The sequence below is a fragment of the Enterobacter roggenkampii genome (assembly GCF_001729805.1).
In the GTDB taxonomy this organism is placed as follows: domain Bacteria; phylum Pseudomonadota; class Gammaproteobacteria; order Enterobacterales; family Enterobacteriaceae; genus Enterobacter; species Enterobacter roggenkampii.
Window position 1 is genome coordinate 3,637,142 of sequence record NZ_CP017184.1, and the last position, 26,787, is coordinate 3,663,928.

At 57.9% G+C, this 26,787-nt stretch carries 28 protein-coding genes; 18 read left to right on the forward strand and 10 right to left on the reverse strand.

Going from position 1 to position 26,787, the window contains the following annotated elements:
* Positions 1–97: 97 nt before the first annotated feature.
* The gene (locus tag BFV67_RS16995; protein ID WP_044597759.1) at positions 98–700 is read left to right on the forward strand and encodes a short chain dehydrogenase; all 603 of its coding nucleotides are present in this window, start codon (positions 98–100) and stop codon (positions 698–700) included.
* On the opposite strand, the gene BFV67_RS17000 is transcribed toward BFV67_RS16995, so the two are convergent.
* From BFV67_RS17000 to BFV67_RS17030, 7 genes are all read right to left on the reverse strand, one after another.
* Complete coding sequence (locus tag BFV67_RS17000) at positions 694–1,428, reverse strand: class I SAM-dependent methyltransferase (protein ID WP_069598711.1); 735 nt, start codon at positions 1,426–1,428, stop codon at positions 694–696. The genes BFV67_RS16995 and BFV67_RS17000 overlap by 7 nt on opposite strands.
* Before the next feature lie 126 nt (positions 1,429–1,554).
* Positions 1,555–2,934, reverse strand: a complete 1,380-nt coding sequence (locus tag BFV67_RS17005; RefSeq protein ID WP_065101547.1) for an amidohydrolase family protein — start codon at positions 2,932–2,934, stop codon at positions 1,555–1,557.
* A gap of 1 nt (position 2,935) precedes the next feature.
* Positions 2,936–3,892: a carbamate kinase family protein gene (locus BFV67_RS17010; protein ID WP_069598712.1), complete on the reverse strand. Its 957-nt coding sequence runs from the start codon at positions 3,890–3,892 to the stop codon at positions 2,936–2,938.
* Positions 3,889–5,442 (reverse strand): hypothetical protein, encoded by a 1,554-nt coding sequence (locus tag BFV67_RS17015; protein ID WP_008502557.1) that lies wholly within the window; start codon positions 5,440–5,442, stop codon positions 3,889–3,891. Before BFV67_RS17015 ends, BFV67_RS17010 begins: the two co-directional genes overlap by 4 nt.
* An 11-nt stretch (positions 5,443–5,453) precedes the next feature.
* Positions 5,454–6,869 carry a YlbE family protein gene (locus tag BFV67_RS17020; RefSeq protein WP_069598713.1) on the reverse strand — a complete coding sequence of 472 codons (1,416 nt, stop codon included), beginning with the start codon at positions 6,867–6,869 and terminating at the stop codon, positions 5,454–5,456.
* The gene (gene fdrA / locus BFV67_RS17025; RefSeq protein WP_069598714.1) at positions 6,869–8,410 is read right to left on the reverse strand and encodes an acyl-CoA synthetase FdrA; all 1,542 of its coding nucleotides are present in this window, start codon (positions 8,408–8,410) and stop codon (positions 6,869–6,871) included. The genes BFV67_RS17020 and fdrA overlap by 1 nt, the downstream gene beginning before the upstream one ends.
* Before the next feature lie 108 nt (positions 8,411–8,518).
* On the reverse strand, positions 8,519–9,124 hold the full coding sequence (locus tag BFV67_RS17030) for an ankyrin repeat domain-containing protein (protein WP_008502560.1): 606 nt from the start codon (positions 9,122–9,124) through the stop codon (positions 8,519–8,521).
* A 319-nt stretch (positions 9,125–9,443) separates the two neighbouring features.
* Here BFV67_RS17030 and BFV67_RS17035 point away from each other — a divergent pair, with 319 nt between their 5' ends.
* Positions 9,444–10,373, forward strand: a complete 930-nt coding sequence (locus tag BFV67_RS17035; protein WP_008502561.1) for a LysR substrate-binding domain-containing protein — start codon at positions 9,444–9,446, stop codon at positions 10,371–10,373.
* Here the strand turns inward: BFV67_RS17035 and BFV67_RS17040 are convergent.
* The gene (locus BFV67_RS17040) at positions 10,370–10,528 is read right to left on the reverse strand and encodes a YqaE/Pmp3 family membrane protein (RefSeq protein WP_008502562.1); all 159 of its coding nucleotides are present in this window, start codon (positions 10,526–10,528) and stop codon (positions 10,370–10,372) included. The two genes, BFV67_RS17035 and BFV67_RS17040, sit on opposite strands and share 4 nt — an antisense overlap.
* Positions 10,529–10,709: 181 nt before the next feature.
* Here BFV67_RS17040 and BFV67_RS17045 point away from each other — a divergent pair, with 181 nt between their 5' ends.
* The 3 genes from BFV67_RS17045 to BFV67_RS17055 all read left to right on the forward strand — a co-directional run bounded on the left by BFV67_RS17045 (position 10,710) and on the right by BFV67_RS17055 (position 11,799).
* A complete protein-coding gene (locus tag BFV67_RS17045) occupies positions 10,710–11,009 on the forward strand; it encodes an ArsR/SmtB family transcription factor (RefSeq protein WP_008502563.1) in 300 nt (99 codons plus the stop codon).
* 9 nt (positions 11,010–11,018) lie between these two features.
* Positions 11,019–11,540, forward strand: coding sequence for a rhodanese family protein (locus BFV67_RS17050; RefSeq protein ID WP_021241967.1), 522 nt, complete (start codon positions 11,019–11,021; stop codon positions 11,538–11,540).
* A gap of 79 nt (positions 11,541–11,619) precedes the next feature.
* Complete coding sequence (locus BFV67_RS17055) at positions 11,620–11,799, forward strand: hypothetical protein (protein WP_008502565.1); 180 nt, start codon at positions 11,620–11,622, stop codon at positions 11,797–11,799.
* A gap of 38 nt (positions 11,800–11,837) precedes the next feature.
* On the opposite strand, the gene stpA is transcribed toward BFV67_RS17055, so the two are convergent.
* Positions 11,838–12,242: a DNA-binding protein StpA gene (stpA, locus tag BFV67_RS17060; protein ID WP_008502566.1), complete on the reverse strand. Its 405-nt coding sequence runs from the start codon at positions 12,240–12,242 to the stop codon at positions 11,838–11,840.
* Between the two features lie 494 nt (positions 12,243–12,736).
* On the opposite strand from stpA, the gene alaE reads away from it, so the two are divergent.
* Positions 12,737–13,186, forward strand: a complete 450-nt coding sequence (gene alaE / locus BFV67_RS17065; RefSeq protein ID WP_023294397.1) for an L-alanine exporter AlaE — start codon at positions 12,737–12,739, stop codon at positions 13,184–13,186.
* Between the two features lie 32 nt (positions 13,187–13,218).
* Here the strand turns inward: alaE and BFV67_RS17070 are convergent, their stop codons facing one another.
* Positions 13,219–13,563 carry a DUF2002 family protein gene (locus BFV67_RS17070; RefSeq protein ID WP_008502568.1) on the reverse strand — a complete coding sequence of 115 codons (345 nt, stop codon included), beginning with the start codon at positions 13,561–13,563 and terminating at the stop codon, positions 13,219–13,221.
* A gap of 160 nt (positions 13,564–13,723) precedes the next feature.
* On the opposite strand from BFV67_RS17070, the gene BFV67_RS17075 reads away from it, so the two are divergent.
* The 12 genes from BFV67_RS17075 (at position 13,724) to emrB (ending at position 26,700) form a co-directional block, all read left to right on the forward strand.
* Positions 13,724–14,050 carry an ElaB/YgaM/YqjD family protein gene (locus BFV67_RS17075; protein ID WP_008502569.1) on the forward strand — a complete coding sequence of 109 codons (327 nt, stop codon included), beginning with the start codon at positions 13,724–13,726 and terminating at the stop codon, positions 14,048–14,050.
* 243 nt (positions 14,051–14,293) lie between these two features.
* Positions 14,294–14,533 (forward strand): glutaredoxin-like protein NrdH, encoded by a 240-nt coding sequence (gene nrdH, locus BFV67_RS17080; protein WP_008502570.1) that lies wholly within the window; start codon positions 14,294–14,296, stop codon positions 14,531–14,533.
* Complete coding sequence (nrdI, locus tag BFV67_RS17085; RefSeq protein WP_023617657.1) at positions 14,530–14,940, forward strand: class Ib ribonucleoside-diphosphate reductase assembly flavoprotein NrdI; 411 nt, start codon at positions 14,530–14,532, stop codon at positions 14,938–14,940. The genes nrdH and nrdI overlap by 4 nt, the downstream gene beginning before the upstream one ends.
* Entirely contained in the window at positions 14,913–17,057 is a 2,145-nt protein-coding gene (gene nrdE / locus BFV67_RS17090) for a class 1b ribonucleoside-diphosphate reductase subunit alpha (RefSeq protein WP_045336633.1), read from the forward strand. Before nrdI ends, nrdE begins: the two co-directional genes overlap by 28 nt.
* A 9-nt stretch (positions 17,058–17,066) precedes the next feature.
* On the forward strand, positions 17,067–18,026 hold the full coding sequence (gene nrdF / locus BFV67_RS17095; protein WP_069598715.1) for a class 1b ribonucleoside-diphosphate reductase subunit beta: 960 nt from the start codon (positions 17,067–17,069) through the stop codon (positions 18,024–18,026).
* 330 nt (positions 18,027–18,356) lie between these two features.
* Positions 18,357–19,559 carry a glycine betaine/L-proline ABC transporter ATP-binding protein ProV gene (gene proV / locus BFV67_RS17100; RefSeq protein ID WP_069598716.1) on the forward strand — a complete coding sequence of 401 codons (1,203 nt, stop codon included), beginning with the start codon at positions 18,357–18,359 and terminating at the stop codon, positions 19,557–19,559.
* On the forward strand, positions 19,552–20,616 hold the full coding sequence (gene proW / locus BFV67_RS17105) for a glycine betaine/L-proline ABC transporter permease ProW (protein WP_069598717.1): 1,065 nt from the start codon (positions 19,552–19,554) through the stop codon (positions 20,614–20,616). The genes proV and proW overlap by 8 nt, the downstream gene beginning before the upstream one ends.
* 9 nt (positions 20,617–20,625) lie before the next feature.
* Positions 20,626–21,621 (forward strand): glycine betaine/L-proline ABC transporter substrate-binding protein ProX, encoded by a 996-nt coding sequence (proX, locus tag BFV67_RS17110; protein ID WP_021241961.1) that lies wholly within the window; start codon positions 20,626–20,628, stop codon positions 21,619–21,621.
* A 184-nt stretch (positions 21,622–21,805) separates the two neighbouring features.
* Entirely contained in the window at positions 21,806–22,990 is a 1,185-nt protein-coding gene (locus BFV67_RS17115; RefSeq protein WP_008502577.1) for an MFS transporter, read from the forward strand.
* Positions 22,991–23,304: 314 nt separating this feature from the next.
* Positions 23,305–23,835: a transcriptional repressor MprA gene (gene mprA / locus BFV67_RS17120; protein WP_008502578.1), complete on the forward strand. Its 531-nt coding sequence runs from the start codon at positions 23,305–23,307 to the stop codon at positions 23,833–23,835.
* 128 nt (positions 23,836–23,963) lie between these two features.
* On the forward strand, positions 23,964–25,136 hold the full coding sequence (gene emrA / locus BFV67_RS17125; RefSeq protein WP_021241959.1) for a multidrug efflux MFS transporter periplasmic adaptor subunit EmrA: 1,173 nt from the start codon (positions 23,964–23,966) through the stop codon (positions 25,134–25,136).
* Between the two features lie 16 nt (positions 25,137–25,152).
* A complete protein-coding gene (gene emrB, locus BFV67_RS17130) occupies positions 25,153–26,700 on the forward strand; it encodes a multidrug efflux MFS transporter permease subunit EmrB (RefSeq protein WP_008502580.1) in 1,548 nt (515 codons plus the stop codon).
* The last annotated feature ends 87 nt before the right edge of the window (positions 26,701–26,787 follow it).

The following is a 26,787-nucleotide window of genomic DNA, read 5'->3' on the forward strand; positions in this document are numbered from 1 at the left end:
ATTACAAACCTCTGGTTAGCAATCTTCTAACTTTAGCCCAGTTTATCCGACTTTTAATTTATTAAAGAATGAAGGCTCACAACATAAGGAGTCGGCTATGAAAATCGTCATTATTGGTGCCAGCGGTACGGTCGGTCGTGCGGTAACGGATGAGCTGAGTCGTCGCCACGAGATCATCCGCGTGGGCCGCACGCAGGGCGACGAGCAGGTAGATATCACCTCGCAGGCGAGCGTTCAGGCGCTGTTTGAGAAAATCGGCCCGGTGGATGCCATTGTGTCCGCCAGCGGCGGCCTCTACTTCGGCCCGCTCGCGACCATGAAGGACAGTGACTTCAACCAGGGCCTGCAGGATAAGCTGCTCGGGCAGGTGCGTCTGGCGCTGACCGGCCAGCACTACCTGAACGAAGGCGGCTCGATTACGTTGATAAGCGGGATCGTGGCGCACGAGCCGATTGCGCAGGGGGTAAATGCCACCACGGTGAACGCGGCGCTGGAAGGGTTTGTTCGCGCCGCAGCCTGCGAACTGCCGCGCGGGATCCGCATCAACCTGATTAGCCCAACGGTGCTCACCGAATCGGTCGACACCTACGATGGCTTCTTCCCGGGCTTCGAAAGCGTGCCTGCCGCCACGGTGGCGCAAGCCTATCGTCGCAGCGTGGAAGGCGTGCAGACCGGGCGGGTGTACAAGGTCGGCTACTGAGCCTTGCGGGCGACGATCAGCACCAGCATCGGGCGCTCCGCCTCTTCGGCCAGCGCGGGCCAGGCGTCAATCTGCGCCTGCGTTGGCCCCCATTCGTTGACGTTGCTTATCGTTAATCCGGCCTTAATCAGTGCGTTAAGCGTGGTGCCCAGCGTGCGGTGATATTTGATCACCCCGTCCGCCAGCCAGTTGCTGACGCGCTGGCCTTCGTCCTGATAATGATTCACGCCCCAGAACCGCTCGCCGTTATCATCGGTCAGCCAGCCCTGACGCGAGGCGCAGGTGTAAATCGGGTGCTCCATGGAAAAGACCAGGCTGCCGCCGGGCTTGAGCGCGCGCTGAACCCTGGCAAATAACGTGTCCAGTTCCGGAAGGTAGTGCAGCGCCAGCGAGCTGTAGACGAGGTCGAGGCTGCTTTCGTCGAGCTTGAGAGCGTCCAGATCGCTCCGCTGATAGTGAATCTTTGGGTCCACCGTAAGCTCCGCTGCGCGGGCGAGCATCTTTTCGGAGATATCAACGCCCGTGACCTCAGAGGCGCCCAGTTCGCGCGCGGCGCGGCAGAACCAGCCGTAGCCGCAGCCGAGATCGACAACCGATTTGCCGGTTAAATCGGGCAGCATGGCCTTAAGCGCGGGCCACTCCGGCGCACCGTCCAGCCCCTGCACCGAGCGCGGAAGCCGGGCGTAGCCTTCGAAAAACGCCGGGTTGTCGTAGATGTTTTGTGCCATGGCAGATCCCTCTTTAATAATGTGACTGCCAGTATAAAACATTGCCGGGTGGCGCTGCGCTTACCCGGCCTACGATTTGAGGGTTTCAGTAGGCCGGGTAAGGCGAAGCCGCCACCCGGCTCGCTTTTAGCCCACCGTACCCCAGACCAGATTGCCCTTATGGAACGTCGCGGTGCGCGGGGAGATGCGCGCCACGGCTTCGGCGGAACAGGAGGCGTCCACCAGCACAAAGCTGGCGTCGTCCTGCGCTTTCGGCCACACGCGTTCGCCTTTGTCGTTCAGCGGCAGCACGTCACCGGTCGCGATACCTAATGCGCGGGAGAGCGTCTGCTCGTTCGGGCGGATGTAGAGCTGGGCGTAGAGATTCGCTTTTTCCAGCATGTCCCCCAGACCGTACGGCGACCAGTGGTCGATTACGCTGTCGGTGCCGGTCATCACAAACACGCCTTTATCGCGCAGCTGCTTCAGCGGCATATGCAGGGTGCCAATCGGCACGGTGGAGGCGATGGTCACCTGCTGCGCCGCCATGCGGGTAGCAATCTCATCCACCTGCTGCTCGTTGAGCGTCGCCAGCGCGAAGGCGTGGCTGATGGTCAGCTTGCCCTTCAGTTGCGGGGTTTTCTCCACCGTTTCGACCATGTAATTCACCGCCGCCACGCCCGCCGGGCTGGTTTCGTGCAGGTGAATGTCCACCCCTTTGTCGTAGTCCAGCGCAATCTGGAACATCAGATCGAGAGATTTCTCCATCGCGCCGTCGACGTTGGTCGGGTCCAGCCCGCCCACGTAGTGCGCCCCGGCCTGCATCGCTTCGCGCATCAGCTTTTCGGAATTCGACAGCAGCAGCCCGTGCTGTGGAAACGCCACGATCTCGCAGTCAAATCCGGGCTTGCGGCGCGCCAGCACCGCCTGCAGGTTTTCGAGATTCTTCAGGCCGGAGGTCGGCTCAATATTGCAATGGCTGCGGGCGAGGGTGGAGCCTTTTGACTGGATCAGGTCGATCAGCTTTTCCGCACGCTCCTGGGTGTAGGGCTGCAGCTCAGGCAGCAGCTTCTGTTCCAGGCGGATCATATCCTGAATGGTGGTGCCCGCCGGGCGGTTGAGGGAACGCCACGGGCCGCCGTAGAAGGTTTTATCCAGGTGAATGTGCATGTCGCGCATCGCCGGAAGCATCAGCTTTTTACCCGCGTCGTAGTGCGGCAGGGTCGCGTCGGCGTGGCTGCCGTTATCGCGCAGGGCGACAATTTTCCCGTCTTTGATCTCCAGCGTTTTCAGCTCGGTGCGGGTGCTCGTCGCCACGCTGCCGTCAAAATTAAACCCGGCTTCGAGCAGCACGTTGTCAAGATAGTAATGTTTCGCGGTGATGGTCATCGGTTTACCCGTCTCGCAGGTTGGTTTTGCGGAGTCGGCAGCATACGCGACGGAACCGGTCGCGCCAAACAGCGCGCAGGCGGTCACCATTTTGCCGCTCTGGCTGATGAATTCACGGCGGCTTTTATTTTCACTCATCTTATCTTCCTTCATTCACAATATGGGTACCGGTTTCCCCGCGCAGCGCGGCGGGCAGGCAGTCCGGCGAGGTGATGATCACGCGCTTGCCGCCGTGGTGTAAAAATGCCAGCGAGGCGACGATTTTGGGCAGCATGCTGCCCGCCGGGAAATGGCCCTCGTCTTTGTAACGCGTCATCTGCGCCACGCTCACCGTGTCCAGCGCCTGCTGGTTCGGCTTGCCAAAGTGGATGCACACTTTTTCAACCCCGGTGGTGATCACCAGCACGTCGGCGCGGATCTCGCGCGCCAGCAGCGCGGTGGAGAGATCTTTATCAATCACCGCGTCGACGCTCTGGTAATCGCCCTGCTCAGTGCGCACCACCGGAATACCGCCGCCGCCCGCGCCAATCACCACAAAGCCTTTTTGCGTCAGCGTCTTGATGGCGTCGGCCTCAACGATGCGCAGCGGCTGCGGGGAGGCCACCACGCGACGGTAGCCCCGGCCCGAATCCTCAACAAAGTGCCAGCCCGGGTGCGCGCGCTGCAGTTCGTCGCGCTGCGTCTCGCTGAAGAACGCGCCGATCGGCTTCGTGGGGTGCGTGAAACCGGGATCGTTTTTATCCACCTCCACCTGCGTGACGACCGTGACCGCTTTTTGCTCCCCGCGCGCGGCAAGGCGGTTGTTCAGCGCCTGCTGAATGAGGTAGCCGATGCCGCCCTGGGTGTCCGCCACGCAGTTTGCCAGCGGGGTCAGCGGGAGCCCTTCCCGCTCGTGGGCGATTTCGGCGCGGCGCAGATCCAGCCCCACCTGCGGACCGTTGCCGTGGGTGAGCACGATGTCATAGTCGGAGGCCAGCATTTCGAGCACCGACTCTGCCACCGCTTTAACCGCCTGCGCCTGATGTTCAATCGACTGGCTGGCGTTGTCTTTGATAATGCTGTTGCCGCCGATGGCAACGACCATAAGCTCTTTCATACGTGTTCCTTCGCAACAGTACCCGACGCAGCGCTCGTCACTTCCCGGCTGTCGAGAAAATGCTTCACCACAAACATGCCGCCCATCATCAGATACGCGGTGACGAACATCAGCGAACTGCCTTCGGCAAAGCCCACCACCGGCGCGTGGATCACCCCGAACAGCGCCAGCAGTGCCCCGCCCGCGGCGGCCACGGCGCCGCGCAGCGGTTTATTGATGATGGCGAAAATGGCGATACAGCCCCAGAGCATACTGGCGAGCGGTGCCCCGTTCCCCAGATGGACGAGTCCTTCGTAGTAGATCCCTTTGCTGTGCAGCACGTCGGTACCGATTTTGGCGGCATTGGTGCCCGCCGCCCCCATCACGCTGTTCATCATGGTCAGCGCCCAGTTGGCGATCCACGGGAACAGGCAGATGAAGATCACCGGCACTTCCACTTTCGGCGTCTCCCTCACCACCTGATTGGCGGTGACCACGCCGATAAACACCAGAATCGGTACGATGGCGGTCATCGGAATGATGGCGAGCATAAACGCCCCGAGCCCGAACAGCGGCACGATGAACATGGTCACACCGGAAGCCAGGGTGTAGCCGATGCTGGCGCCCATCGCTTTCCAGCCGGGATGGCCGACGTAGACCGTCACCGGGAACGGGTTGCCCATCAGGCAGCCGAGCATGGAGGCCAGACCGTTCGCCAGCATGACTTTACGCGTCGGGTATTCATCCCCCGCCGCGTGGGCACTTTCGATGTTCTCCAGGTCAAAGATGTAGTTCGCCAGCCCCAGCGGTACGGCAGAGGCCAGATACGGCAGCGCGTGCGGCAAGCCCTGCAGGAAACCTTCCACGTGCACCTGCGGCGGGTTAAAGCCGAACGATGACATGGACGCTTTGATCGCTTCCGGGCTCTGCAGGCCGGAGATCCACGCCAGGGCCGTACCGGCAATCAGCAACAGCAGACCGGTCGGGATTTTGGCGAAAATCGGCTTTTTACCGAACCAGTTGATGAAGATCAGCAGCAGCACGATAAACGACACGGTGGGTGCTTCGAACGCCTGCAGCATCGGGTTCATCGCCAGCAGCAGCAGGCCCAGGCCGGAGAGGCACGACAGCAGCACGGTGCGCGGGATCATCTTGCGGATGGTTTCACCGAGGAACGAACCGCCCGCCAGGATCATCGCCTCAACAAAGCACCACACCAGGCCAATCTGAATCGCGAACTCCGCATCGCCCGTTTGCTGATAGACCGGCATCAGCACCAGGAAGGTCACGGTAAAAATGGACGGCGCGCTGGGGCCGGACGGCAGCGCGGTGACGTCCGTACGCCCGGTCTGGCGCGCCATCTGCATGCCGAACCACGCATAGCAAATACTCGCGGCCAATACCGCCAGCCCGAAGGCTGGCGCAATGCGTCCATAAACAATCTCCTTCGGGATGCCGACGACAAAAATGAGCAACCCCATCATGGTCAGCAGATTGGTCAGGTTGTTGGTCATCAACCCGAAATACGCCGCCCAGTCACCTCTTTTCCACTCCAGTTTCATGTTTTTCATGGATGCAGGCCTTATAAAAAGTAGCGATCGCGGAAGGTCAACAGCGCCTTTTCAAAACAGCTAAACGGCGGGTGAACGATGCCCGCCCCTATCATGCCGATGCCCGCGTCTTTGTGGGCAATGGCGGTATTGATGACCGGCAGAATGCCGCTGCCCGCGACCTTCGTGATGTCGATGGCGGTCGGGATCCCCATAAAGGAGAGCAGCGGAATGGTGACGTTCGGGTTTTCGCCAAGGGTGATTTCGCGCATCTGACGGGAGAAGTCGATGGCTTCCTCCACCGTGCCGCCCACCAGCGCCACGATTGCCGGTGCCGTCGCCATCGCAAAGCCGCCGATGCCGTAGGTTTCGGTGATCGCGCTGTCGCCGATGTCCAGCCCGGAATCCTCCGGCTTATAGCCCGCGAACATCGGGCCAATCACCTGCTGCGCCGGGCCGGTGAACCACTGCCCCGGCAGGCCGGAAACGCGCAGGCCGAACTCGTAGCCGTTACGCGCCATGGTGGTAACCACGGTGCTGTATTCAATGCCGTGGGCGGCGTCCAGCGCGGCTTTACACATCGCCATCCACGTCGGGCCGGAGAAGTAGTCGCTGCTGGCGACAAACTCGAATACCTCGCGCTGCTGCTCAACCGGGTAGCCCGCCTGGATCAGCCCCGGGGTCAGCGCCTGGATCAGCAGCGTGGTGCCCGCATTGTTGCGGTTGTGGCACTCGTCGCCCATGTGCAGCGCCTGGGCCAGCATCAGGCGCAGGTCGATTTCGCCGATAATCTTCATCGCGTCGCGCAGCATCGGGCCGAGCACGTCGCGCATCCAGTTCAGGCGATCGATGACGCTCTGGTCGTTGGCGCCCATGCGCAGGATCTTCGCCATCTGCTCGCTGAGGTTGGTGAAGGCGCGGTTGCCGTAGGTTTTGTTCTCCACGATGTGCATAAACATCGACGCAGAGGTGACGCCCGCCATGGAGCCCACGCAGTCGTGCTCGTGGCACGGCGAGAAGGCGATCTCCCCGGAGGCGGCAAGCCTGGCCGCATCCTCCAGATCCGTCGCCAGACCTTCAAACACCAGCGCGCCGGTGACCGCGCCTTTCATCGCGCCGCACATGTTTTCCCAGGAGACTGGCGGACCGGCGTGCAGAATGGTGGTGCGGGTCATCCCCGGCACAACGTTAATCGCCTGGTCATAGCCCACCAGCACCGGATGGGACTGAATAATGCGCTCGAGGGCGATTTGGTTAGCGGCGGCAATCTTCTCCGCCAGCGGTTTTTTCGCCAGCTGGTCGAGCGCTTCCACCACCTGCATATTGCCCTGCCCCGGCGGCGTCCAGTCGAGCGGGGTCACGGGTACGTGCTGCTTTTTAAGATCGTCGCTGAACATCGCAATGCCGACGTTAATGACGTTCAGCGGCTGGTTGAATAAGGTGGTCATTATGCGTTCTCCCCTTTGCAGACAAATTCGCGTGCCAGTAATCCGGTATTGGTGCTGCTGCTGGCCCAGATGACGCCTGCGTCGGTCAGCCGCTGGCACTGCTGCGCCAGCGACTGCGGATCCTGGTCGGTGCCGAGCACGTAGCCGAGGATCTCAAGCGGACGGTTATCGGCTTTCGCGATGGCCTGCGCCTCTTTGATCGCTTCGATCATCACCCCTACCGGATCTTCGTGCGCGCCGAAGCCCAGCACGAAGTCCATCACGATGACGCCCACTTCCGGATCGCGCGCCTCCTGCAGCAGGCGGCTGATGCGGTTGGTCGGGTCGATCATCGGGTGCGGCTTGCCGTTGGTGAACTCATCGTCGCCAAAGTCGAGGAAGGTATGGGCTTTACTGACGCTTATGTCGCTCAGGCGCTTAGCCGGATCCGGCTGGATGTTGCTGTAGACGTCGTCGAATTTCGCAAGCGCCGCAAACATCGCCTCGTCGCACAGGGTGCCGCCGCAGAACAGGCCGCGAATGTACTTCTGCTGCGGGGTCAGGCGGGCGCGCACCTCTTCGATCAATGGCCAGTTGAGCGGGTGCAGATCGAGGGACTCTTTTTTGATGCCGGTAAGCAGAACGGCCTTCAGCGCCGCCTCTTTGGTGCCGCGCGCAAACTGCAGTCCGTCTTCATCGGCGGGCGGCTCATTGCGACCAAGGAAACAGACAATGACGGGCTTGCGGCAGGCGCGCGCGCGGGCCAGCACTTTTTCGGCAACTGCGGGCGCAGGCGGCTTGGAGATCAGCGCAATCACCTCTGTGCCCTCGTCGGCTTCCAGCATGTCGATGGCGTCGAGCATCATCAGGCCGCCGATCTTCTCGCTAAGATCGCGCCCGCCGGTGCCAATCAGCTGCGACACACCACCGCCGAATTCATGGATGCGCACGCTCAGCTCCTGGCTGCCTGTGCCGGACGCGCCGACGATGCCAATCGGCCCGCGACGCACCGCGTTGGCGAAGCACAATCCCGCGCCGTTGATGATGGCGGTGCCGCAGTCCGGCCCCATCATCAGCAGCCCTTTCTTATGCGCCAGCTGCTTCAGCGCCAGCTCGTCGTCGAGCGACACGTTATCGGAGAAGAGCATCACGTTGAGATCGTGTTCCAGCGCCTGGCGCGCTTCGCGGGCAGCGAAGGTGCCGTTGACGGAAATCACCGCGAGGTTGCTCTCCGGGCGATGTTTTTTGGCGCTGGCAATCGTCGCGTAGCGTGCTTCATGGGAGCCCGCGCTCTCTTTACGCGTAAACAGCGCTTCGATGGCCGCCAGGGTTTCATCATTTGCCGCATCGCCTTTAATGACGATCATCAGGTCGCCGTTTTTCGCCTCATTTAATTCCGGCGTTAACAGCCCGAGGTTTTTTAATACGCCCTTATTCATCTCCGTCGCCATGGCGACAAAGGCCTGCTCGACGCCCGGCAATTTATTGGCTTTGGTGGAAACGGACATTAATGACACGGAGTCATAATACGTATTCTTTTTAATCACGATTTTCGTTGGCATTATTTGCACCTGTTTACGGATAAAAGGAGGCCGCCGTCGTGCAAAATGCACGTCGGTAAAAATGCTTTTTTAAATTAGCGGCCAGCCGGAACGGGCTGACCGGTCGTTTTACGCGCCCGCCGCCAGCAGCAGGTCGGCAATCTCAGTGAAGCCTTTCTCCCGCGCCAGTTCGAGCGGGGTTTTGCCGTATTTGTCGGTCATGTGCGGGTTCGCGCCGTGATCCAGCAGCAGCTTCACAATCTCTTGCTGTTTCGCACCGCCGTCGTTTAACACGATGGCTTCCAGCAGCGGCGTCCAGCCGACAAAGTTGGTGTGGTTAACGTTAATGTCGGTTTTTTCCAGCAGCTCGCGCACGATCTCCACGTGCCCTTTTTCACTGGCAGGGGTAATGCCCACGCCGCCGAAGCGGGTAAGGCGGTCGAGATCCGGATTCGCGGGTAATACCAGCCGCAGGAGGGTTAAATCGTTCGTCAGGCAGCTGATCAGGAAGGGGTTAAAACAGGTCTGGTCCTGTTTATCAATATCTGCCCCGGCGGCAATTAATAACGCCACGCAGGAATAGTGTTTTTTCAGGCTGGCAATCGTAACGGCGGTTCTTTTCTGGCGGTTAGTGGCGTTAATATCCACGCCTTTTTCCAGACAGGCTTTTAGCGCATCGCTATTTCCCTCTTCTGCCGCCAGCAGAAATTCCGTAACCAGTTCAGTTGCAGACATATTCAGACTCCCGATGTTTTATTGCTCTTGACCCGAGAATAGCAACAGCCTGGTCATAAAAGAATCCGCTTAAAAATGATTCATCGACAGTGAATTCATTGTTGAGATAAATTCAACAGTCGGGATAAAACGTGCGTCCGTGCAACCTTTTTCTTATGTTTAACCGCTTTTTAGCGCCTCAGGCTGCATTATCCTTATGGTTGAAAAAGCCTTGCATGACGGGGCTCTGCGTAAAGAGTCAGAACTGTGATCGGCTTCAAATGTGTTGTAAAGGCGTTGTTAAAATATGTTCAAAACTGATGACTGAGGAAGCTGTGATATGAATTCCATCTTTACCGAAGAGAACCTGCTGGCCTTCACCACCGCCGCACGCTTCGGCAGCTTCAGCAAGGCGGCTGCCGAGCTGGGGGTCACCACCTCGGCCATCAGTTACACCATCAAGCGGATGGAAACCGGGCTGGACGTGGTGCTGTTTGTGCGTAACACGCGCAGCATTGAGCTGACCGAGTCCGGGTTCTACTTTTACCGCAAAGCCACCGACCTGCTTAACGACTTCCACGCCATCAAGCGCGGGATTGATACCATTTCACAGGGCATCGAGGCGCGGGTGCGCATCTGTATCAACCAGCTGTTATATACGCCGCGCCATACCGCGCGGCTGCTCCAGGTGCTGAAAAAGCAGTTTCCTACCTGCCAGATCACCGTCACCACGGAGGTCTATAACGGCGTGTGGGATTCGATCATCAACAACCAGGCCAATATCGCCATTGGCGCGCCGGACACGCTGCTCGACGGCGGCGGAATTGACTACACCGAGATCGGCGCCATCCGCTGGGTGTTTGCCATTGCGCCGGCGCATCCGCTGGCGTTCGTTCCGGAACCGATAGCGGAGAGCCAGCTGCGCCTGTATCCCAACATCATGGTGGAAGATACCGCACACACCATTAACAAGAAGGTGGGCTGGCTGCTGCACGGTCAGGAGGCGATTCTGGTGCCGGACTTTAATACCAAATGCCAGTGTCAGATCCTGGGCGAAGGGATAGGTTTTTTACCGGAGTATATGGCGCGGGACGCGGTGGAAGACGGGCTGCTGGTGACGCGGCGTATCAATAACCCGCGTCAGGACTCGCGCATGCTGCTCGCCACGCAGCATGCCGCGACAGGCCAGGTCACGCGCTGGATCAAACAGCAGTTTGGTCCAGCGGGGGTGCTGACCGATATCTATAGCGATTTACTGTGGCGCGCTTAGCTTTTGCTCTGTACCCAAAACGCGTGTATGAGGCCGGGGAAGTAGCCCAGCAGCGTCAGAAGAATGTTGATGATAAACGCCCAGCCAAGCCCTTTGCCCAACAGCACGCCCAGCGGCGGCAGCAGGATGGTAAAAACAATACGCCAAAAACCCATATTAACACTCCGTGCAAGCTAATCCATTGAAAATAATAGAGAGAACCCTTTCTAAGCATAGCCAGTTTACCTGTCTGCGCCAGTTCCCTGCTCCGCGTTTACCCTCTTTTACGCTTTTGACGCTGGCGTAACGCGCACAATTACTTTAGCATTACCTTAATTAAGTAAATGCTAAAGTACTATGACTGAACTTGAACAGCTTCAGGCCAGCGCAGAGCAGGCCGCAACGCTTTTAAAAGCGATGAGCAACCCGCGTCGGCTGCTGATCCTCTGCACGCTGTGCGGCGCCCCCGGCACCAGCGCGGGGGAGCTGGCCCGCGCGACGGGCCTGAGTCCTTCCGCCACGTCGCAGCATCTGGCGCGCATGCGTGAGGAAGGCCTGATCGCCAGCACCCGCGAGGCGCAGCGCATTCTCTATTTCATTAAAAACGACGCGGTGCATCAGCTTATCAGCACCCTGAAAACCCTTTATTGCCCGTAAGGAGCCGCCATGTCACTTCCCCTTCTTTCGCCGCGCGAGGCCAATGCCCGCATCGCCGATGGCGCAAAACTGATTGATATTCGTGATGCCGACGAGTACGCCCGCGAGCATATTCCCGCCGCGCAGTCCGTGCCGCTGGATACCTTACCCGGCGGACTTAAAACGCAGGCGGGCGAAACGGTGATTTTTCACTGCCAGTCTGGCGCCCGCACCTCAGGCAATGCCGATCGCCTTGCGCAGGCTGCCGCCCCCGCTCAGGCATTTGTGGTCGAAGGAGGCATTCAGGGCTGGAAGCAGGCGGGTCTGCAGACAGTCGAAGACAAAACCCAGCCGCTGCCGCTGATGCGTCAGGTGCAAATTGCTGCCGGGCTGCTCATTCTCTGCGGCGTAGTGCTGGGCTATAGCGTCTCAGACGGCTTTTTCCTGCTCAGCGGCTTCGTGGGGGCCGGGCTGCTGTTCGCCGGTGTGACCGGTTTTTGCGGCATGGCGCGGCTGCTGAAGGTGATGCCCTGGAACCGGCGTACCTCATAAGCAGTAATCGGTGAAATACGCTGTACCCGGTGTCATACGTGGGCTAAGGTGAAGATCGCTAAAACGATGAGGAGGTAATATGTTTTCTGTCGGTGATTATGTACAACCGCGTAAAGGCGGCCCGAAGCTGAAAGTGCTCGAAGTGAACGGTGAAAGCGTGGTGGCGGTACAGGCCAGCAATGAACAAGGCGAGAAATATACCCTGAAAGCCGCCGAGCTGGCGCCGTATACCGAAGACGGTGATTTCGGCGTCTGCTGAAAAGAGTGCCGGGCGGTATGTTCCGCCCGGTTCACGCATTAGATCAGAAAATCATCCAGTGATTTCCCCTCTGCCAGCGCGCTGGCAATAGGCTTCGGCGTACGGCCCTGGCCGGTCCACGTTTTCTCTTCACCGTTCTGGTCAATAAAGCGGTATTTCGCTTCACGCGGCTTACGCTTTTTCGTGGATTTACCCGTCTGCGCCAGTTCAGAGCCCAGCAGATCGGTCGGTGAAATACCATCGGCTTTCATCCGCTCCAGCAGAGCATTAATTTTCTCCTGCTGCTCGGCTCTCTGCTGCTCTAATTCCGCCAGCTCACTACGTTTCTCTTCAGCAACGACCCTGACTTTTTCCAGCATTTCCTCAAGAACGTCCAGGGATAATTCGCGTGCCATGGCGCGCAGAGTTCGGATATTATTAAGATTCTGTAACGTCAAAGACATATTATTTGAAAACCTTTTGTTTAGGGTAAATAGATAAATCACCGACAGAATAATTCATTTCCGCTGAAATATCTACCCGCGGGCTGGCCCTGCCAATAGCGTAAATATGTTTAACTGTCGCCGTTAATATTATCTTATAACGTCTGAGCGATACGCAGGGATTCAATCATCACTGCAATATAAAGGGTCAACCTTAATCAAAATTTCAGCATTCTGCGCTACCAACAAAAGCACTGACTCACCTTTCAACATCAAGATAGTTAAGCTAATGATTTAAAACCAAAAACCATCGCACGAGACAGATTATAACGAAGCGAACAAAAAACCATCAATTTTAGAGAATTTTGTGGACAAAACGCGATTAAATAAAAATTAATCACTAGTTGTTACTTCAAACGTAGAGATATACGCTATACACGTCAAACAAACCAACCTAAAGCACTAGCCGCTTCGGGAAAATCGTTTCTTTTGTGTTCTTCTCAAGGAGTTCAGACATGTTCTCACCGCAATCACGCCTTCGCCATGCTGTGGCGGATACTTTCGCGATGGTTGTCTACTGTTCCGTTGTGAACATGCTGATCGAAATATTCCTCTCCGGAATGTCCTTCGAGCAGTCACTTTCTTCTCGTCTGGTGGCGATTCCGGTCAATATTATTATTGCCTGGCCTTACGGTTTATACCGCGATGCCGTCATGCGCTTCGCGCGGCGTGTCAGCCCCGCAGGCTGGGTGAAAAACCTGGCAGACGTTCTGGCCTATGTGACGTTCCAGTCGCCGGTTTACGTGGCCATTCTGTTGACGGTGGGCGCGGACTGGCACCAGATCGCGGCGGCGGTCAGTTCGAATATTGTGATTTCAATGCTGATGGGGGCGGTGTATGGCTATTTCCTCGACTACTGTCGCCGCCTGTTTAAGGTCAGCCAGTACAGCCAGGCTAAAGCGTGATGTGAAGCGACTGGCGCAGGCCAGTCGCAAATTTACTGTACGTCGCCAAACAGTCCCTTCAAAAACCGTTCCAGCGCCATACGCGAGCTGAAACCATGCGGAATACCATAATGCTCATGCGTCTCTCCGCCTAAATAGAGCGGAAATTGCTGATAATGATCGCAGGTTTTAATATCCGAGGCAGGCTCAGCAAATGACAGACTTCTGTCTTTCAGCGTCGGGTGAATAATGAGAGCGGTACGTCCCATTCTTGCTTCACGATTAACGTAAACATAATTCTCGCCACGGCGATATCCATACGCTTTTGGCGTCACCTCATCCATGGTGAATCCCTCTTTTTCAAGAACGCGTGCCACCTCGTCAGGTCGTAAATACATATCTTTTCCTCGTTATCTTTTCCTGCCCGGCAACCTTACAGTATTCAGCATTAGCAGGGCTTTCAGAATAGTCCATAAACTGGCGGATATCGCGTGATGCGCTTCAGATATTAAATTTCTGAACTAAACTGAACGGGAACACAAAATTACGGAGGATCGTATGTTTAACAGACCGAACCGAAACGATATTAACGACGACGCTCAGGATATTCGTAATGATGTCAGCCAATTAGCAGACACGCTGGAAGAGGTGCTGAAATCCTGGGGAAGTGACGCGAAGGACGAAGCGGATGCCGCAAAACGTAAGGCTCAGTCTCTGCTCCGTGAAACCCGCGCACGCCTAAATGGCCGCACGCGTACCACACAGGCTGCCTGCGATGCCGTCAGCTGCGCAACGACCTTCGTGCGCGAAAAACCGCTCTGCACGCTCGGCACGGTAGCGGCAGTGGGGATCTTCGTCGGCGCTCTGCTTAGCCTGCGTAAGTAAGCGCGAGCCATTAGCCCCGGTCGCCGCTGGCGCCGGGGCTTTTTAATGCCCGCAAGCCTGAAAAACCCGTACAACACCCCCTGCCCCGCTGTGCTCATCATCAGGGCATCATCAATCTAAATTTCCCATATCTTGTATGGTTGAAACTTAATACAACTACATCTAGTATTCCTTTTAGCAAGATACACACAACCTGACGCGATGATTCGCGCCGCTCTCTCATTTTAAATGGAAATACGAATCATGAGCATTATTATTTACACTCGTAACGATTGTGTTCAGTGCCACGCGACCAAACGGGCGATGGAAAGCCGCGGCGTGGCGTTTGAGATGGTGAATATTGACCAGCAGCCCGAGGCCGCCGATACCCTTCGCGCGCAGGGTTTCCGTCAGCTTCCGGTGGTGGTGGCCGGGGAGACCAGCTGGTCTGGCTTCCGTCCGGACATGATCAACCGCATCGCCGCGCAGGCCGCACGGGCATGAGTGGGCTGGTCTTCTTCTCCAGCAGCTCGGAAAACACGCTCCGTTTTATGGAGCGCGTCGGGCTGCCTGCGGTGCGCATTCCCCTCAACGAGCGGGAGCGCATCCGGGTAGAAGAACCGTACATTCTGGTGGTGCCCAGCTACGGCGGCGGCGGTACGGCGGGCGCAGTGCCTCGTCAGGTGATCCGCTTTCTGAACGATCCGCATAACCGCGGGCTAATCCGAGGCGTGATCGCGGCGGGCAATCGCAATTTCGGCGATGCCTTTGGCCGCGCCGGAGATGTCATCTCTCAAAAATGCGGCGTGCCGTATCTCTATCGCTTTGAGCTGATGGGGACGCAGCAGGACGTCGAAAACGTGCGTAAAGGAGTGAACGAATTTTGGCAACGACAACCGCAGAACGGGTAATACAGGCGACGCCGGATTACCACGCATTAAACGCGATGCTTAACCTCTATGACCGGGAGGGACGCATTCAGTTTGATAAAGACCGTGAGGCGGTGGACGCCTTTTTTGCCGCCCACGTGCGGCCCAACAGCGTGACCTTCGCGAGCCAGGATGAACGTCTCGACCACCTGGTTAACGAAGGTTACTACGACGCCCGCGTCCTCACCCGCTACGCACGCGCCTTCGTCGTGAAGCTGTTTGAACGCGCCCACGCCAGCGGCTTTCGTTTCCAGACGTTCCTTGGCGCGTGGAAGTTCTACACCAGCTACACCCTGAAGACCTTCGACGGTAAGCGCTACTTAGAAAGCTTTGAAGATCGCGTGGTGATGGTCGCGCTGACTCTGGCGCAGGGCGATGAAGCGCTGGCGCAACAGCTCACCGACGAGATCCTCTCCGGCCGCTTCCAGCCCGCCACGCCAACGTTCCTTAACTGCGGAAAAGCCCAGCGCGGCGAGCTGGTCTCCTGCTTCCTGCTGCGCATTGAAGATAATATGGAGTCGATAGGCCGCGCGGTGAACTCGGCGCTGCAGCTCTCCAAACGCGGCGGCGGCGTGGCGTTTCTGCTCTCGAACCTGCGTGAAGCGGGCGCGCCGATTAAGCGCATCGAAAACCAGTCCTCCGGCGTGATCCCGGTCATGAAGATGCTGGAAGATGCCTTCTCCTACGCCAACCAGCTTGGCGCGCGTCAGGGCGCGGGCGCGGTTTATCTGCACGCGCACCACCCCGACATTCTGCGTTTCCTCGATACCAAGCGCGAAAACGCCGACGAAAAAATCCGCATCAAAACCCTGTCGCTGGGCGTGGTGATCCCGGATATCACCTTTAAGCTGGCTAAAGAGAATGCCGACATGGCGCTCTTCTCGCCGTATGACGTTGAGCGGATTTACGGCAAAGCCTTTGGCGACGTGGCGATAAGCGAGCTGTACGACGAGCTGCTGGCCGACGATCGCATCCGCAAAAAAACCATCAACGCCCGCGATTTCTTCCAGACGCTTGCCGAAATTCAGTTTGAGTCCGGCTATCCGTACATCATGTACGAGGACACGGTGAACCGCGCAAACCCGATTGCCGGGCGCATCAACATGAGCAACCTGTGCTCGGAGATTTTACAGGTCAACAGTGCCTCCCGCTATGACGAGAATCTGGACTACGCGGAGATCGGCAAAGACATCTCCTGCAACCTCGGGTCGCTGAATATCGCCCACACCATGGATTCCCCCGACTTTGGCCGCACGGTGGAGACCGCCATTCGCGGGCTGACGGCGGTGTCGGACATGAGCCACATCCGCAGCGTGCCGTCCATCGAGGCGGGCAACGCCGCGTCGCACGCCATTGGCCTTGGGCAGATGAACCTGCACGGCTACCTGGCGCGGGAAGGCATCGCCTACGGCAGCCCGGAAGGGCTGGACTTCACCAACCTCTATTTTTACACCGTCACCTGGCACGCGCTGCATACCTCGATGATGCTGGCGCGCGAGCGCAACCAGCGTTTCGCGGGCTTTGAACAGTCGCGCTACGCCAGCGGAGAGTATTTCAGCCCGTATCTTGAAGGCGACTGGCAGCCGAAAACGGCGCGAGTAAGGGAGCTGTTTGCCCGCGCCGGGATCGTTCTGCCCACGCGCGAGATGTGGCAGCAGTTGCGTGATGACGTGATGCGCTACGGCATCTACAACCAGAACCTGCAGGCGGTGCCGCCAACCGGTTCGATCTCCTACATCAATCACGCCACGTCGAGCATTCACCCGATCGTGTCGAAGATTGAAATTCGCAAAGAAGGCAAAACCGGACGCGTTTACTACCCTGCGCCGTTTATGACCAACGAGAACCTGGCGCTGTATCAGGACGCATACGAGATTGGCCCGGAAAAAATCATCGATACCTACGCCGAGGCGACGAAACACGTGGATCAGGGGCTGTCGCTGACGCTGTTCTTCCCGGATACCGCCACCACGCGGGACATCAACAAAGCGCAGATCTACGCCTGGAAGAAAGGTATCAAGACGCTCTACTACATTCGCCTGCGCCAGCTTGCGCTGGAAGGCACCGAAATCGAAGGCTGCGTGTCCTGCGCGCTGTAAGGAGAAAGGATGAAACTGTCACGCGTGAGCGCCGTTAACTGGAACAAGATCCAGGACGAGAAAGATCTGGAAGTGTGGAACCGCCTGACCAGCAACTTCTGGCTGCCGGAAAAGGTCCCGCTCTCCAACGATATTCCGGCCTGGCAAACCCTGAGCCACGCCGAGCAGCAGCTAACGATCCGCGTCTTTACCGGCCTGACGCTGCTGGACACCATTCAGAATACCGTTGGCGCACCGGCTCTGATGGGTGACGCGCTGACGCCGCACGAAGAGGCGGTGATGTCGAACATCAGCTTTATGGAGGCGGTGCACGCCCGCTCCTACAGCTCGATTTTCTCCACGCTGTGCCAGACCAAAGACGTGGACGCGGCCTACGCCTGGAGCGAAGCGAGCGAGTCGTTACAAAGAAAGGCGGAGCTGGTACTGACGTATTATCGGGCCGACGAGCCGCTGAAGAAGAAGATCGCCAGCGTGTTTCTGGAATCATTCCTGTTCTATTCTGGCTTCTGGCTGCCCATGTACTGGTCGAGCCGGGGCAAGCTGACCAACACCGCCGATTTGATCCGGCTTATCATTCGGGATGAAGCGGTACACGGGTATTACATTGGCTATAAATATCAGAAAGGGCTGGAAAAGGTCAGCGACGCGGAGCGCGAGGAGCTCAAAGGGTTTGCGCTCGATTTGCTGATGGATCTGTACGACAACGAGCTGAGCTATACCGAGGAACTGTACGCCGGCACCGGCTGGGAGGAGGACGTGAAAGCCTTCCTCTGCTACAACGCCAACAAGGCGCTGATGAATCTCGGCTACGACGCGCTGTTCCCGCCAGAGATGGCGGAGGTTAACCCGGCGATTCTCTCCGCGCTGTCGCCCAACGCCGACGAAAACCACGATTTCTTCTCCGGCTCGGGTTCGTCGTACGTGATGGGCAAAGCGGTGGAAACCGAGGATGAGGACTGGGATTTTTAATGAACGTTAACGTTCGTTAATTTAATATAAACCCAACAATTTCCTCTCCAATATTTACAAAACAACTACACTGTCATTTCCGCGCCCTATTCGCCTGAATCACCCGATTCAGGCGAAATTCCCCGATGCCGCAGCAAAAAATTGAGAAAAATTCAAATCCCGCTCAGCCCTTTACTCATGGGAAATTCAGCCGTTTCGCCTCCCTGAAAATTTACGTCATAAGCAAACCCAGGGTTGTCTCAGATTCTCAGTATGTTAGGGTTATGCCCGTTAACAATTTACCATGGTAATCATATCGACATAAACAAATAACAGGACACTCTCTATTGCATGGCAATTAAATTAGAAGTGAAAAATCTTTATAAAGTATTTGGCGAGCATCCTCAGCGCGCATTCAAATATATTGAGAAAGGCCTTTCGAAAGAGCAAATTCTGGAAAAAACCGGGCTATCGCTTGGCGTTAAAGACGCCAGTCTGGCCATTGAAGAAGGCGAGATTTTTGTCATCATGGGATTATCCGGTTCGGGTAAATCCACTATGGTTCGCCTTCTCAATCGCCTGATTGAACCCACCCGCGGACAGGTGCTGATTGACGGCGTGGATATCGCCAGAATATCAGACACCGAGCTTCGCGAGGTGCGCAGAAAGAAAATTGCGATGGTATTCCAGTCATTCGCGCTGATGCCACATATGACGGTGCTGGATAATACCGCTTTCGGCATGGAATTAGCCGGTACACCCGCGCAGGAACGTCAGGAAAAAGCCCTTGATGCCCTGCGTCAGGTTGGGCTGGAAAATTATGCGCATGCGTACCCGGATGAACTTTCCGGCGGTATGCGTCAGCGCGTGGGATTAGCCCGCGCATTAGCCATTAATCCAGACATTTTATTAATGGACGAAGCCTTCTCTGCCCTCGATCCGTTAATTCGCACCGAAATGCAGGATGAGCTGGTAAAATTACAGGCGAAACATCAGCGGACCATTGTCTTTATTTCCCACGATTTGGATGAAGCCATGCGTATTGGCGACCGTATTGCCATTATGCAAAATGGTGAAGTGGTGCAGGTCGGCACGCCGGATGAAATTCTCAATAATCCGGCAAATGATTATGTGCGCACCTTCTTCCGCGGCGTGGATATTAGCCAGGTCTTTAGCGCCAAAGATATTGCCCGTCGAACGCCAAACGGCATTATCCGTAAAACGCCTGGCTTCGGCCCGCGCTCCGCGCTGAAGCTCCTGCAGGACGAAGACCGTGAATACGGTTATCTGGTTGAACGCGGCAATAAATTTGTCGGCGTTGTCTCCATCGATTCTCTGAAAACCGCGCTCAGCGAAAACCAGGGCATCGATGCGGCGTTAATTGACGCTCCGCTTGCCGTGGACGCCGAAACGCCGCTCAGCGAGTTGCTCTCTCACGTGGGGCAGGCGCCTTGCGCCGTACCGGTCGTGGGTGAGGAACAACAGTACGTCGGCATCATCTCCAAACGGATGCTGCTGCAGGCTTTAGATCGCGAGGGGGCAAATAATGGCTGATCAAACTAACCCGTGGGGCACCACTGAAGCGGCGGACAACGCAGCGCAATCCGCCGACGCGTGGGGTTCCACGCCAGCACCCGCCGACGGTGGCGGTGCGGCAGACTGGCTGAACAGCGCACCCGCGCCTGCGCCAGAGCACTTCAATATTATGGATCCGTTCCACAAGACGCTGATCCCGCTGGACAGCTGGGTCACGGAGGGGATCGACTGGGTGGTCACGCACTTCCGCCCGGTTTTCCAGGGGATCCGCATCCCGGTGGATTACATCCTGAACGGCTTCCAGCAGCTGATGCTGGGCATGCCGGCACCGGTGGCGATTATCCTGTTCTCCCTGATCGCCTGGCAGTTTGGCAGCGCCGGGATGGGTGTCGCCACGCTGATTTCGCTGATTGCCATCGGCGCGATTGGGGCCTGGTCGCAGGCGATGATCACCCTGGCGCTGGTGCTGACCGCCCTGCTCTTCTGCATCGTCATCGGCCTGCCGATGGGGATCTGGCTGGCGCGCAGCCCGCGGGCCGCGAAGATTATTCGCCCGCTGCTGGATGCAATGCAGACCACCCCGGCGTTCGTCTATCTGGTGCCTATCGTGATGCTGTTCGGCATCGGCAACGTGCCGGGCGTGGTGGTCACCATTATCTTTGCCCTGCCGCCGATTATTCGTCTGACCATTCTCGGGATCAATCAGGTGCCTGCGGACCTGATCGAAGCGTCACGCTCGTTCGGCGCCAGCCCGCGCCAGATGCTGTTTAAGGTTCAGCTCCCGCTGGCGATGCCGACCATCATGGCGGGCGTGAACCAGACGCTGATGCTGGCCCTGTCGATGGTGGTGATTGCCTCGATGATCGCCGTTGGCGGTCTCGGTCAGATGGTGCTGCGCGGCATTGGCCGTCTCGACATGGGGCTGGCTACCGTCGGCGGCGTCGGGATTGTGATCCTCGCCATTATTCTTGACCGCCTGACCCAGGCCGTCGGTCGCGATTCACGCAGTCACGGCAACCGTCGCTGGTATTCCACCGGCCCTGTTGGGTTACTCACCCGCCCCTTTAGAAAATAAGGAACAACGATGCGACATAACGTACTTTTTGCCACAGCGTTTGCCACCCTTGTCTCCACCAGCACGTTCGCAGCTGACCTGCCGGGCAAAGGCATTACCGTGCAGCCGGTGCAGAGCACTATTTCGGAAGAGAGCTTCCAGACCCTGCTGGTCAGCCGCGCGCTGGAAAAACTGGGCTATACGGTTAACACGCCGAGCGAAGTGGATTACAACGTGGGCTACACCTCGATTGCCTCCGGTGACGCCACCTTTACCGCCGTAAACTGGCAGCCGCTGCATGACGATATGTATGCCGCCGCCGGTGGCGATAAGAAATTCTACCGTGAAGGCACCTTTGTCACCGGCGCGGCGCAGGGGTACCTGATCGACAAGAAAACCGCCGACCAGTACCACATCACCAACATCGAACAGCTGAAGGATCCGAAGATCGCCAGACTGTTTGACACCAACGGTGACGGCAAGGCCGACATGATGGGCTGCTCGCCGGGCTGGGGCTGCGAAGCGGTGATTAACCACCAGAACAAGGCGTTCGATCTGGCGAAAACGGTCGACGTGAGCCACGGCAACTATTCAGCGATGATGGCCGACACCATTGCCCGCTTCAAAGAGGGTAAACCGGTGATCTACTACACCTGGACGCCGTACTGGGTGAGCGACGTGCTGAAGCCGGGTAAAGACGTGGTGTGGCTGCAGGTGCCGTTCTCCTCCCTGCCGGGCGAGCAGAAAGATATCGACACCAAACTGCCGAACGGCATGAACTACGGCTTCCCGGTGAACACCATGCATATCGTGGCGAACAAAGCCTGGGCGGAGAAAAACCCGGCCGCGGCGAAGCTGTTCTCGGTGATGAAGCTGCCGCTGGCGGACATCAACGCCCAGAACGCGATGATGCACGCGGGCAAATCGTCTGAGGCGGATGTTAAAGGCCACGTCGACGGCTGGATCAAGGCCCACCAGCAGCAGTTTGACGGCTGGGTGAAAGCGGCGCTGGCGGCGCAGAAGTAAAACCTTTTCCCTCACCCTAACCCTCTCCCCGGACCGTACACTGGGAGAGGACCGGGGTGAGGGGATCAGACCGCACCCAACCTAAACCGCACAATCCAGCACGTAACAATCCCCCCACATTCACAATCATTGGCTATTATGGTTTCCGGAAAAATAATCACTTCACTAACGATTCCTGAAACTAATGACAAAAACCACTCAAGGGCTTAGCCCCGCACTCATCCTTTTAATGTCCGTGGCAACGGGTCTGGCCGTCGCCAGCAACTATTACGCGCAGCCTCTTCTCGACACCATCGCCCGCGCGTTCAATCTCTCCGCCAGTTCCGCAGGCTTTATCGTCACCGCCGCCCAGCTCGGCTATGCCGCCGGGCTGCTGTTCCTGGTGCCGCTCGGCGATATGTTTGAACGCCGGATGCTGATCGTCTCCATGACGCTTCTGGCCGCCGGCGGGATGCTGATCACCGCCAGCAGCCAGTCGCTGACGATGATGATTATCGGTACCGCGCTGACGGGGCTGTTCTCCGTGGTGGCGCAAATCCTGGTGCCGCTCGCCGCGACCCTCGCCTCACCGGAAAAACGTGGCAAGGTGGTGGGCACCATCATGAGCGGCCTGCTGCTGGGGATTTTGCTGGCGCGTACCGTCGCCGGGCTGCTGGCAAGCCTCGGCGGCTGGCGCACCGTATACTGGGTGGCGAGCGTATTGATGGTCGTCATGGCGCTGGCGCTGTGGCGCGGGCTGCCAAAAGTAAAGCAGGAAAATCACCTGAATTACCCGCAGCTGCTGGCCTCCGTTTTCAGCCTGTTCACCCAGGATAAACTTCTGCGCACCCGCGCCCTGCTGGGCTGCTTCACCTTCGCCAACTTCAGCATTCTCTGGACGTCAATGGCGTTTCTGCTGGCCGCGCCGCCGTTTAATTATTCCGAAGGGGTGATTGGCCTGTTCGGCCTGGCCGGTGCCGCAGGCGCACTGGGCGCGCGCCCCGCAGGCGGGCTGGCCGACAAGGGCAAATCCCACCTGACCACCTCCGCGGGGCTGGTGTTACTTCTGCTCTCCTGGGCGGCAATCTGGTATGGGCACGTCTCGGTGCTGGCGCTGATCGTCGGTATCCTGGTACTCGATCTCACCGTGCAGGGCGTTCACATTACCAATCAGACCGTCATCTATCGCGTGAAGCCAGAGGCGCGTAACCGCCTGACGGCCGGGTACATGACCAGCTACTTTATTGGCGGCGCGGCGGGCTCGCTCATTTCCGCCTCGGCGTGGCAGCATGCTGGCTGGTCAGGGGTATGTGCAATTGGCGCCATCGTCGCCACGATTAACCTGCTTGTATGGTGGCGCGGCTACCATCGCCAGGAGGCAATTCACTAAGTTTTACATTGCTTTGGGCCCCTTAGGGTGTAAAGGGGCCCCTCACTCTGTTAATGTAAACGTAATCATTTATCCCAGAAATTTTAATGTGGGTGACATATTTACAATCGGCATGAATAGTTCAGACCCCCGTCCTCACATCCTCTCTTCAGCGGGTTCATCCCCTACGCTTTCTGTGCTCACCGGGTCACGGACTTACCCGGCGCTTTCTGATGGTGACATTAATTTGGCGGATATAACCGCACAAATAATTCATTTACATTATTTGTCACTGTCGTTACTATATCGGCTGTAATTAATGAGGTTATGCCCAAATGGATAGTTCGTTTACGCCCATTGAACAAATGCTTAAATTCCGCGCCAGTCGCCATGAGGACTTCCCGTATCAGGAAATCCTGCTGACTCGCCTGTGCATGCACATGCAGGGTAAGCTACTGGAAAACCGCAATAAAATGCTGAAAGCTCAAGGGATTAACGAGACATTGTTTATGGCGTTGATCACGCTGGAGTCTCAGGAAAACCACAGCATTCAGCCTTCTGAGCTGAGCTGCGCGCTGGGCTCCTCCCGCACCAACGCCACCCGAATTGCCGATGAGCTGGAAAAGCGCGGCTGGATTGAGCGCCGTGAAAGCGATAACGATCGCCGCTGCCTGCATCTGCAACTGACCGATAAAGGTCACGAATTCCTGCGCGAGGTGCTGCCACCTCAGCACAATTGCCTGCACAAACTCTGGTCCGCTCTCAGCACCGCCGAGCGCGACCAGCTTGAGCACATCACTCGCAAGCTGCTCACCCGTCTGGACCAGATGGATGAAGAAGGCGCCGTTCTTGAGGCGCTGCGCTAACGCGACGACACGCTCAACAATCCAGATTTATAAAAGAAAACCGACAGGCCAGCACGTCACACTGCTGGCCTTTCTGACAACAGGTCGGCTCAGCCGATGTGAAAATAAGAAGATCGTGGAGAACAACAATGAGCGCAAATGCGGAGAGCACTACCCCGCAGCAACCGGCCAACAAGAAAGGCAAACGTAAGAGCGCCCTTCTTCTGTTGACCTTGCTCTTTATCATTATTGCCGTGGCATATGGGATCTATTGGTTTTTAGTACTGCGTCATGCTGAAGAGACTGACGACGCGTACGTGGCAGGGAACCAGGTACAAATTATGGCGCAGGTGTCGGGCAGCGTGACGAAAGTCTGGGCTGACAATACCGACTTTGTGCAAAAAGGCGATGTGTTGGTGACTCTCGATCCAACCGACGCCCAGCAGGCGTTTGAAAAAGCGCAGACCGCGCTGGCCTCCAGCGTTCGTCAGACCCGCCAGCTGATGATCAACAGCAAACAGCTGCAGGCCAACATCGACGTGCAGAAAACCGCACTCGCGCAGGCACAGAGCGATCTGAACCGCCGCGTGCCGCTCGGCACCGCCAACCTGATTGGCCGTGAAGAGCTGCAGCACGCCCGCGACGCCGTCGCCAGCGCTCAGGCACAGCTGGACGTGGCCATTCAGCAGTACAACGCCAACCAGGCGATGGTGCTGGGCACCAGCCTGGAAAACCAGCCTGCCGTTCAGCAGGCAGCGACTGAAGTCCGCAACGCGTGGCTTGCCCTGCAGCGTACTAAAATCGTCAGCCCAATGACCGGCTATGTCTCCCGTCGTTCCGTCCAGCCAGGGGCGCAGATCAGCCCAACCACGCCGCTGATGGCGGTTGTGCCGGCGGACAACCTGTGGGTCGATGCCAACTTTAAAGAGACGCAGCTTGCGCATATGCGTATCGGCCAGACCGCAACGGTTGTCAGCGACATCTATGGCGATGACGTGAAGTACACCGGCAAAGTGGTGGGTCTGGATATGGGGACCGGCAGCGCCTTCTCCCTGCTGCCTGCGCAGAACGCCACCGGTAACTGGATCAAAGTCGTACAGCGTCTGCCCGTGCGTATCGAACTGGATGCCAAACAGCTGGCGGATCACCCGCTGCGTATCGGCCTCTCCACGCTGGTGACGGTTGACACCGCCAACCGCGACGGTCAGATCCTTGCAAGCCAGGTGCGTAGCAGCCCGGTTTATGAAAGTAACGCCCGTGAAATTAGCCTCGATCCGGTCAACAAGCTGATCGATGACATCGTGAAGGCAAACGCCGGTTAATCCGAAGGTGAGCGTTATGCAACAGCAAAAGCCGCAAAAACCGCTGGAAGGCGCGCAGCTGGTCATTATGACCATCGCGCTGTCGCTGGCGACATTCATGCAGGTGCTGGACTCCACCATCGCAAACGTGGCGATCCCGACCATCGCCGGTAACCTTGGCTCGTCGCTGAGCCAGGGGACCTGGGTCATTACCTCGTTTGGGGTGGCAAACGCCATCTCCATTCCGATCACCGGCTGGCTGGCAAAGCGCGTCGGTGAGGTGAAGCTGTTCCTCTGGTCCACGGTGGCGTTTGTTCTGGCCTCGTGGGCGTGCGGCATGTCCAGCAGCCTGACGATGCTGATTTTCTTCCGCGTCATTCAGGGGATTGTCGCGGGGCCGCTGATCCCGCTCTCCCAGAGTTTGCTGCTGAGCAACTACCCTCCCGCAAAACGTTCCGTCGCGCTGGCGCTCTGGTCGATGACCGTTATCGTCGCGCCTATCTGCGGACCGATTCTGGGCGGGTACATCAGCGATAACTACCACTGGGGTTGGATCTTCTTCATCAACGTACCGATTGGCGCCGTCGTGGTATTGATGACGCTGCAGTCGCTGCGGGGACGAGAGACGCGCACCGAACAACGGCGTATCGACAGCATCGGGCTGGCGCTGCTGATCCTGGGTATCGGCAGTCTGCAGATCATGCTCGACCGCGGTAAAGAGCTCGACTGGTTCAACTCGCAGGAGATCATCATCCTGACCATTGTCGCGGTGGTGTCGATAAGCTTCCTGATTGTCTGGGAGCTGACGGACGACAACCCGATCGTCGATCTCTCGCTCTTTAAGTCGCGAAACTTCACCATCGGCTGCCTGTGTATCAGCCTCGCCTATATGCTCTACTTCGGCGCGATTGTTCTGCTGCCGCAGCTGTTGCAGGAGGTGTATGGCTATACCGCCACCTGGGCGGGTCTGGCGTCGGCACCTGTCGGGGTGATCCCGGTCCTGCTGTCGCCGATTATTGGCCGCTTCGCCCATAAGCTCGACATGCGTCGGCTGGTGACGTTCAGCTTCATCATGTACGCGGTGTGCTTCTACTGGCGTGCGTATACCTTTGAGCCGGGAATGGACTTTGGCGCCTCGGCGTGGCCGCAGTTCATTCAGGGCTTTGCGGTGGCGTGCTTCTTTATGCCGCTGACCACCATCACGCTCTCTGGCCTGCCGCCCGAGCGTCTGGCGGCCGCGTCGAGCCTGTCGAACTTCACCCGTACGCTGGCGGGCTCCATCGGGACGTCGATCACCACCACCCTGTGGACAAACCGCGAATCAATGCACCACGCGCAGCTGACCGAAGCGGTGAACCCGTTCAACCCTAACGCACAGCAGATGTACAGTCAGCTGCAGGGAATGGGGATGACGGAGCAGCAGGCGTCCGGCTGGATTGCCCAGCAGATCACCAATCAGGGGCTGATTATCTCGGCCAACGAGATTTTCTGGATATCGGCAGGGATCTTTATCGTCCTGCTGGGGCTGGTGTGGTTTGCCAGACCGCCGTTTGGTGCCGGTGGCGGCGGTGGCGGCGCGCACTAGTTTGTGCGCGGGTTGCCGGGTGGCGGTTACGCCTTACCCGGCCTACGATAACTGACACTTCCGTAGGCCCGGTAAGCGCAGCGCCAC

Excerpts from the sequence above, each read along its gene's own strand:
- BFV67_RS16995 (WP_044597759.1), top strand. The coding sequence starts at position 98 with ATGAAAATCGTCATTATTGGTGCCAGCGGTACGGTCGGTCGTGCGGTA.
- BFV67_RS17000 (WP_069598711.1), bottom strand. The coding sequence starts at position 1,428 with ATGGCACAAAACATCTACGACAACCCGGCGTTTTTCGAAGGCTACGCC.
- BFV67_RS17005 (WP_065101547.1), bottom strand. The coding sequence starts at position 2,934 with ATGAGTGAAAATAAAAGCCGCCGTGAATTCATCAGCCAGAGCGGCAAA.
- BFV67_RS17010 (WP_069598712.1), bottom strand. The coding sequence starts at position 3,892 with ATGAAAGAGCTTATGGTCGTTGCCATCGGCGGCAACAGCATTATCAAA.
- BFV67_RS17015 (WP_008502557.1), bottom strand. The coding sequence starts at position 5,442 with ATGAAAAACATGAAACTGGAGTGGAAAAGAGGTGACTGGGCGGCGTAT.
- BFV67_RS17020 (WP_069598713.1), bottom strand. The coding sequence starts at position 6,869 with ATGACCACCTTATTCAACCAGCCGCTGAACGTCATTAACGTCGGCATT.
- fdrA (WP_069598714.1), bottom strand. The coding sequence starts at position 8,410 with ATGCCAACGAAAATCGTGATTAAAAAGAATACGTATTATGACTCCGTG.
- BFV67_RS17030 (WP_008502560.1), bottom strand. The coding sequence starts at position 9,124 with ATGTCTGCAACTGAACTGGTTACGGAATTTCTGCTGGCGGCAGAAGAG.
- BFV67_RS17035 (WP_008502561.1), top strand. The coding sequence starts at position 9,444 with ATGAATTCCATCTTTACCGAAGAGAACCTGCTGGCCTTCACCACCGCC.
- BFV67_RS17040 (WP_008502562.1), bottom strand. The coding sequence starts at position 10,528 with ATGGGTTTTTGGCGTATTGTTTTTACCATCCTGCTGCCGCCGCTGGGC.
- BFV67_RS17045 (WP_008502563.1), top strand. The coding sequence starts at position 10,710 with ATGACTGAACTTGAACAGCTTCAGGCCAGCGCAGAGCAGGCCGCAACG.
- BFV67_RS17050 (WP_021241967.1), top strand. The coding sequence starts at position 11,019 with ATGTCACTTCCCCTTCTTTCGCCGCGCGAGGCCAATGCCCGCATCGCC.
- BFV67_RS17055 (WP_008502565.1), top strand. The coding sequence starts at position 11,620 with ATGTTTTCTGTCGGTGATTATGTACAACCGCGTAAAGGCGGCCCGAAG.
- stpA (WP_008502566.1), bottom strand. The coding sequence starts at position 12,242 with ATGTCTTTGACGTTACAGAATCTTAATAATATCCGAACTCTGCGCGCC.
- alaE (WP_023294397.1), top strand. The coding sequence starts at position 12,737 with ATGTTCTCACCGCAATCACGCCTTCGCCATGCTGTGGCGGATACTTTC.
- BFV67_RS17070 (WP_008502568.1), bottom strand. The coding sequence starts at position 13,563 with ATGTATTTACGACCTGACGAGGTGGCACGCGTTCTTGAAAAAGAGGGA.
- BFV67_RS17075 (WP_008502569.1), top strand. The coding sequence starts at position 13,724 with ATGTTTAACAGACCGAACCGAAACGATATTAACGACGACGCTCAGGAT.
- nrdH (WP_008502570.1), top strand. The coding sequence starts at position 14,294 with ATGAGCATTATTATTTACACTCGTAACGATTGTGTTCAGTGCCACGCG.
- nrdI (WP_023617657.1), top strand. The coding sequence starts at position 14,530 with ATGAGTGGGCTGGTCTTCTTCTCCAGCAGCTCGGAAAACACGCTCCGT.
- nrdF (WP_069598715.1), top strand. The coding sequence starts at position 17,067 with ATGAAACTGTCACGCGTGAGCGCCGTTAACTGGAACAAGATCCAGGAC.
- proV (WP_069598716.1), top strand. The coding sequence starts at position 18,357 with ATGGCAATTAAATTAGAAGTGAAAAATCTTTATAAAGTATTTGGCGAG.
- proW (WP_069598717.1), top strand. The coding sequence starts at position 19,552 with ATGGCTGATCAAACTAACCCGTGGGGCACCACTGAAGCGGCGGACAAC.
- proX (WP_021241961.1), top strand. The coding sequence starts at position 20,626 with ATGCGACATAACGTACTTTTTGCCACAGCGTTTGCCACCCTTGTCTCC.
- BFV67_RS17115 (WP_008502577.1), top strand. The coding sequence starts at position 21,806 with ATGACAAAAACCACTCAAGGGCTTAGCCCCGCACTCATCCTTTTAATG.
- mprA (WP_008502578.1), top strand. The coding sequence starts at position 23,305 with ATGGATAGTTCGTTTACGCCCATTGAACAAATGCTTAAATTCCGCGCC.
- emrA (WP_021241959.1), top strand. The coding sequence starts at position 23,964 with ATGAGCGCAAATGCGGAGAGCACTACCCCGCAGCAACCGGCCAACAAG.
- emrB (WP_008502580.1), top strand. The coding sequence starts at position 25,153 with ATGCAACAGCAAAAGCCGCAAAAACCGCTGGAAGGCGCGCAGCTGGTC.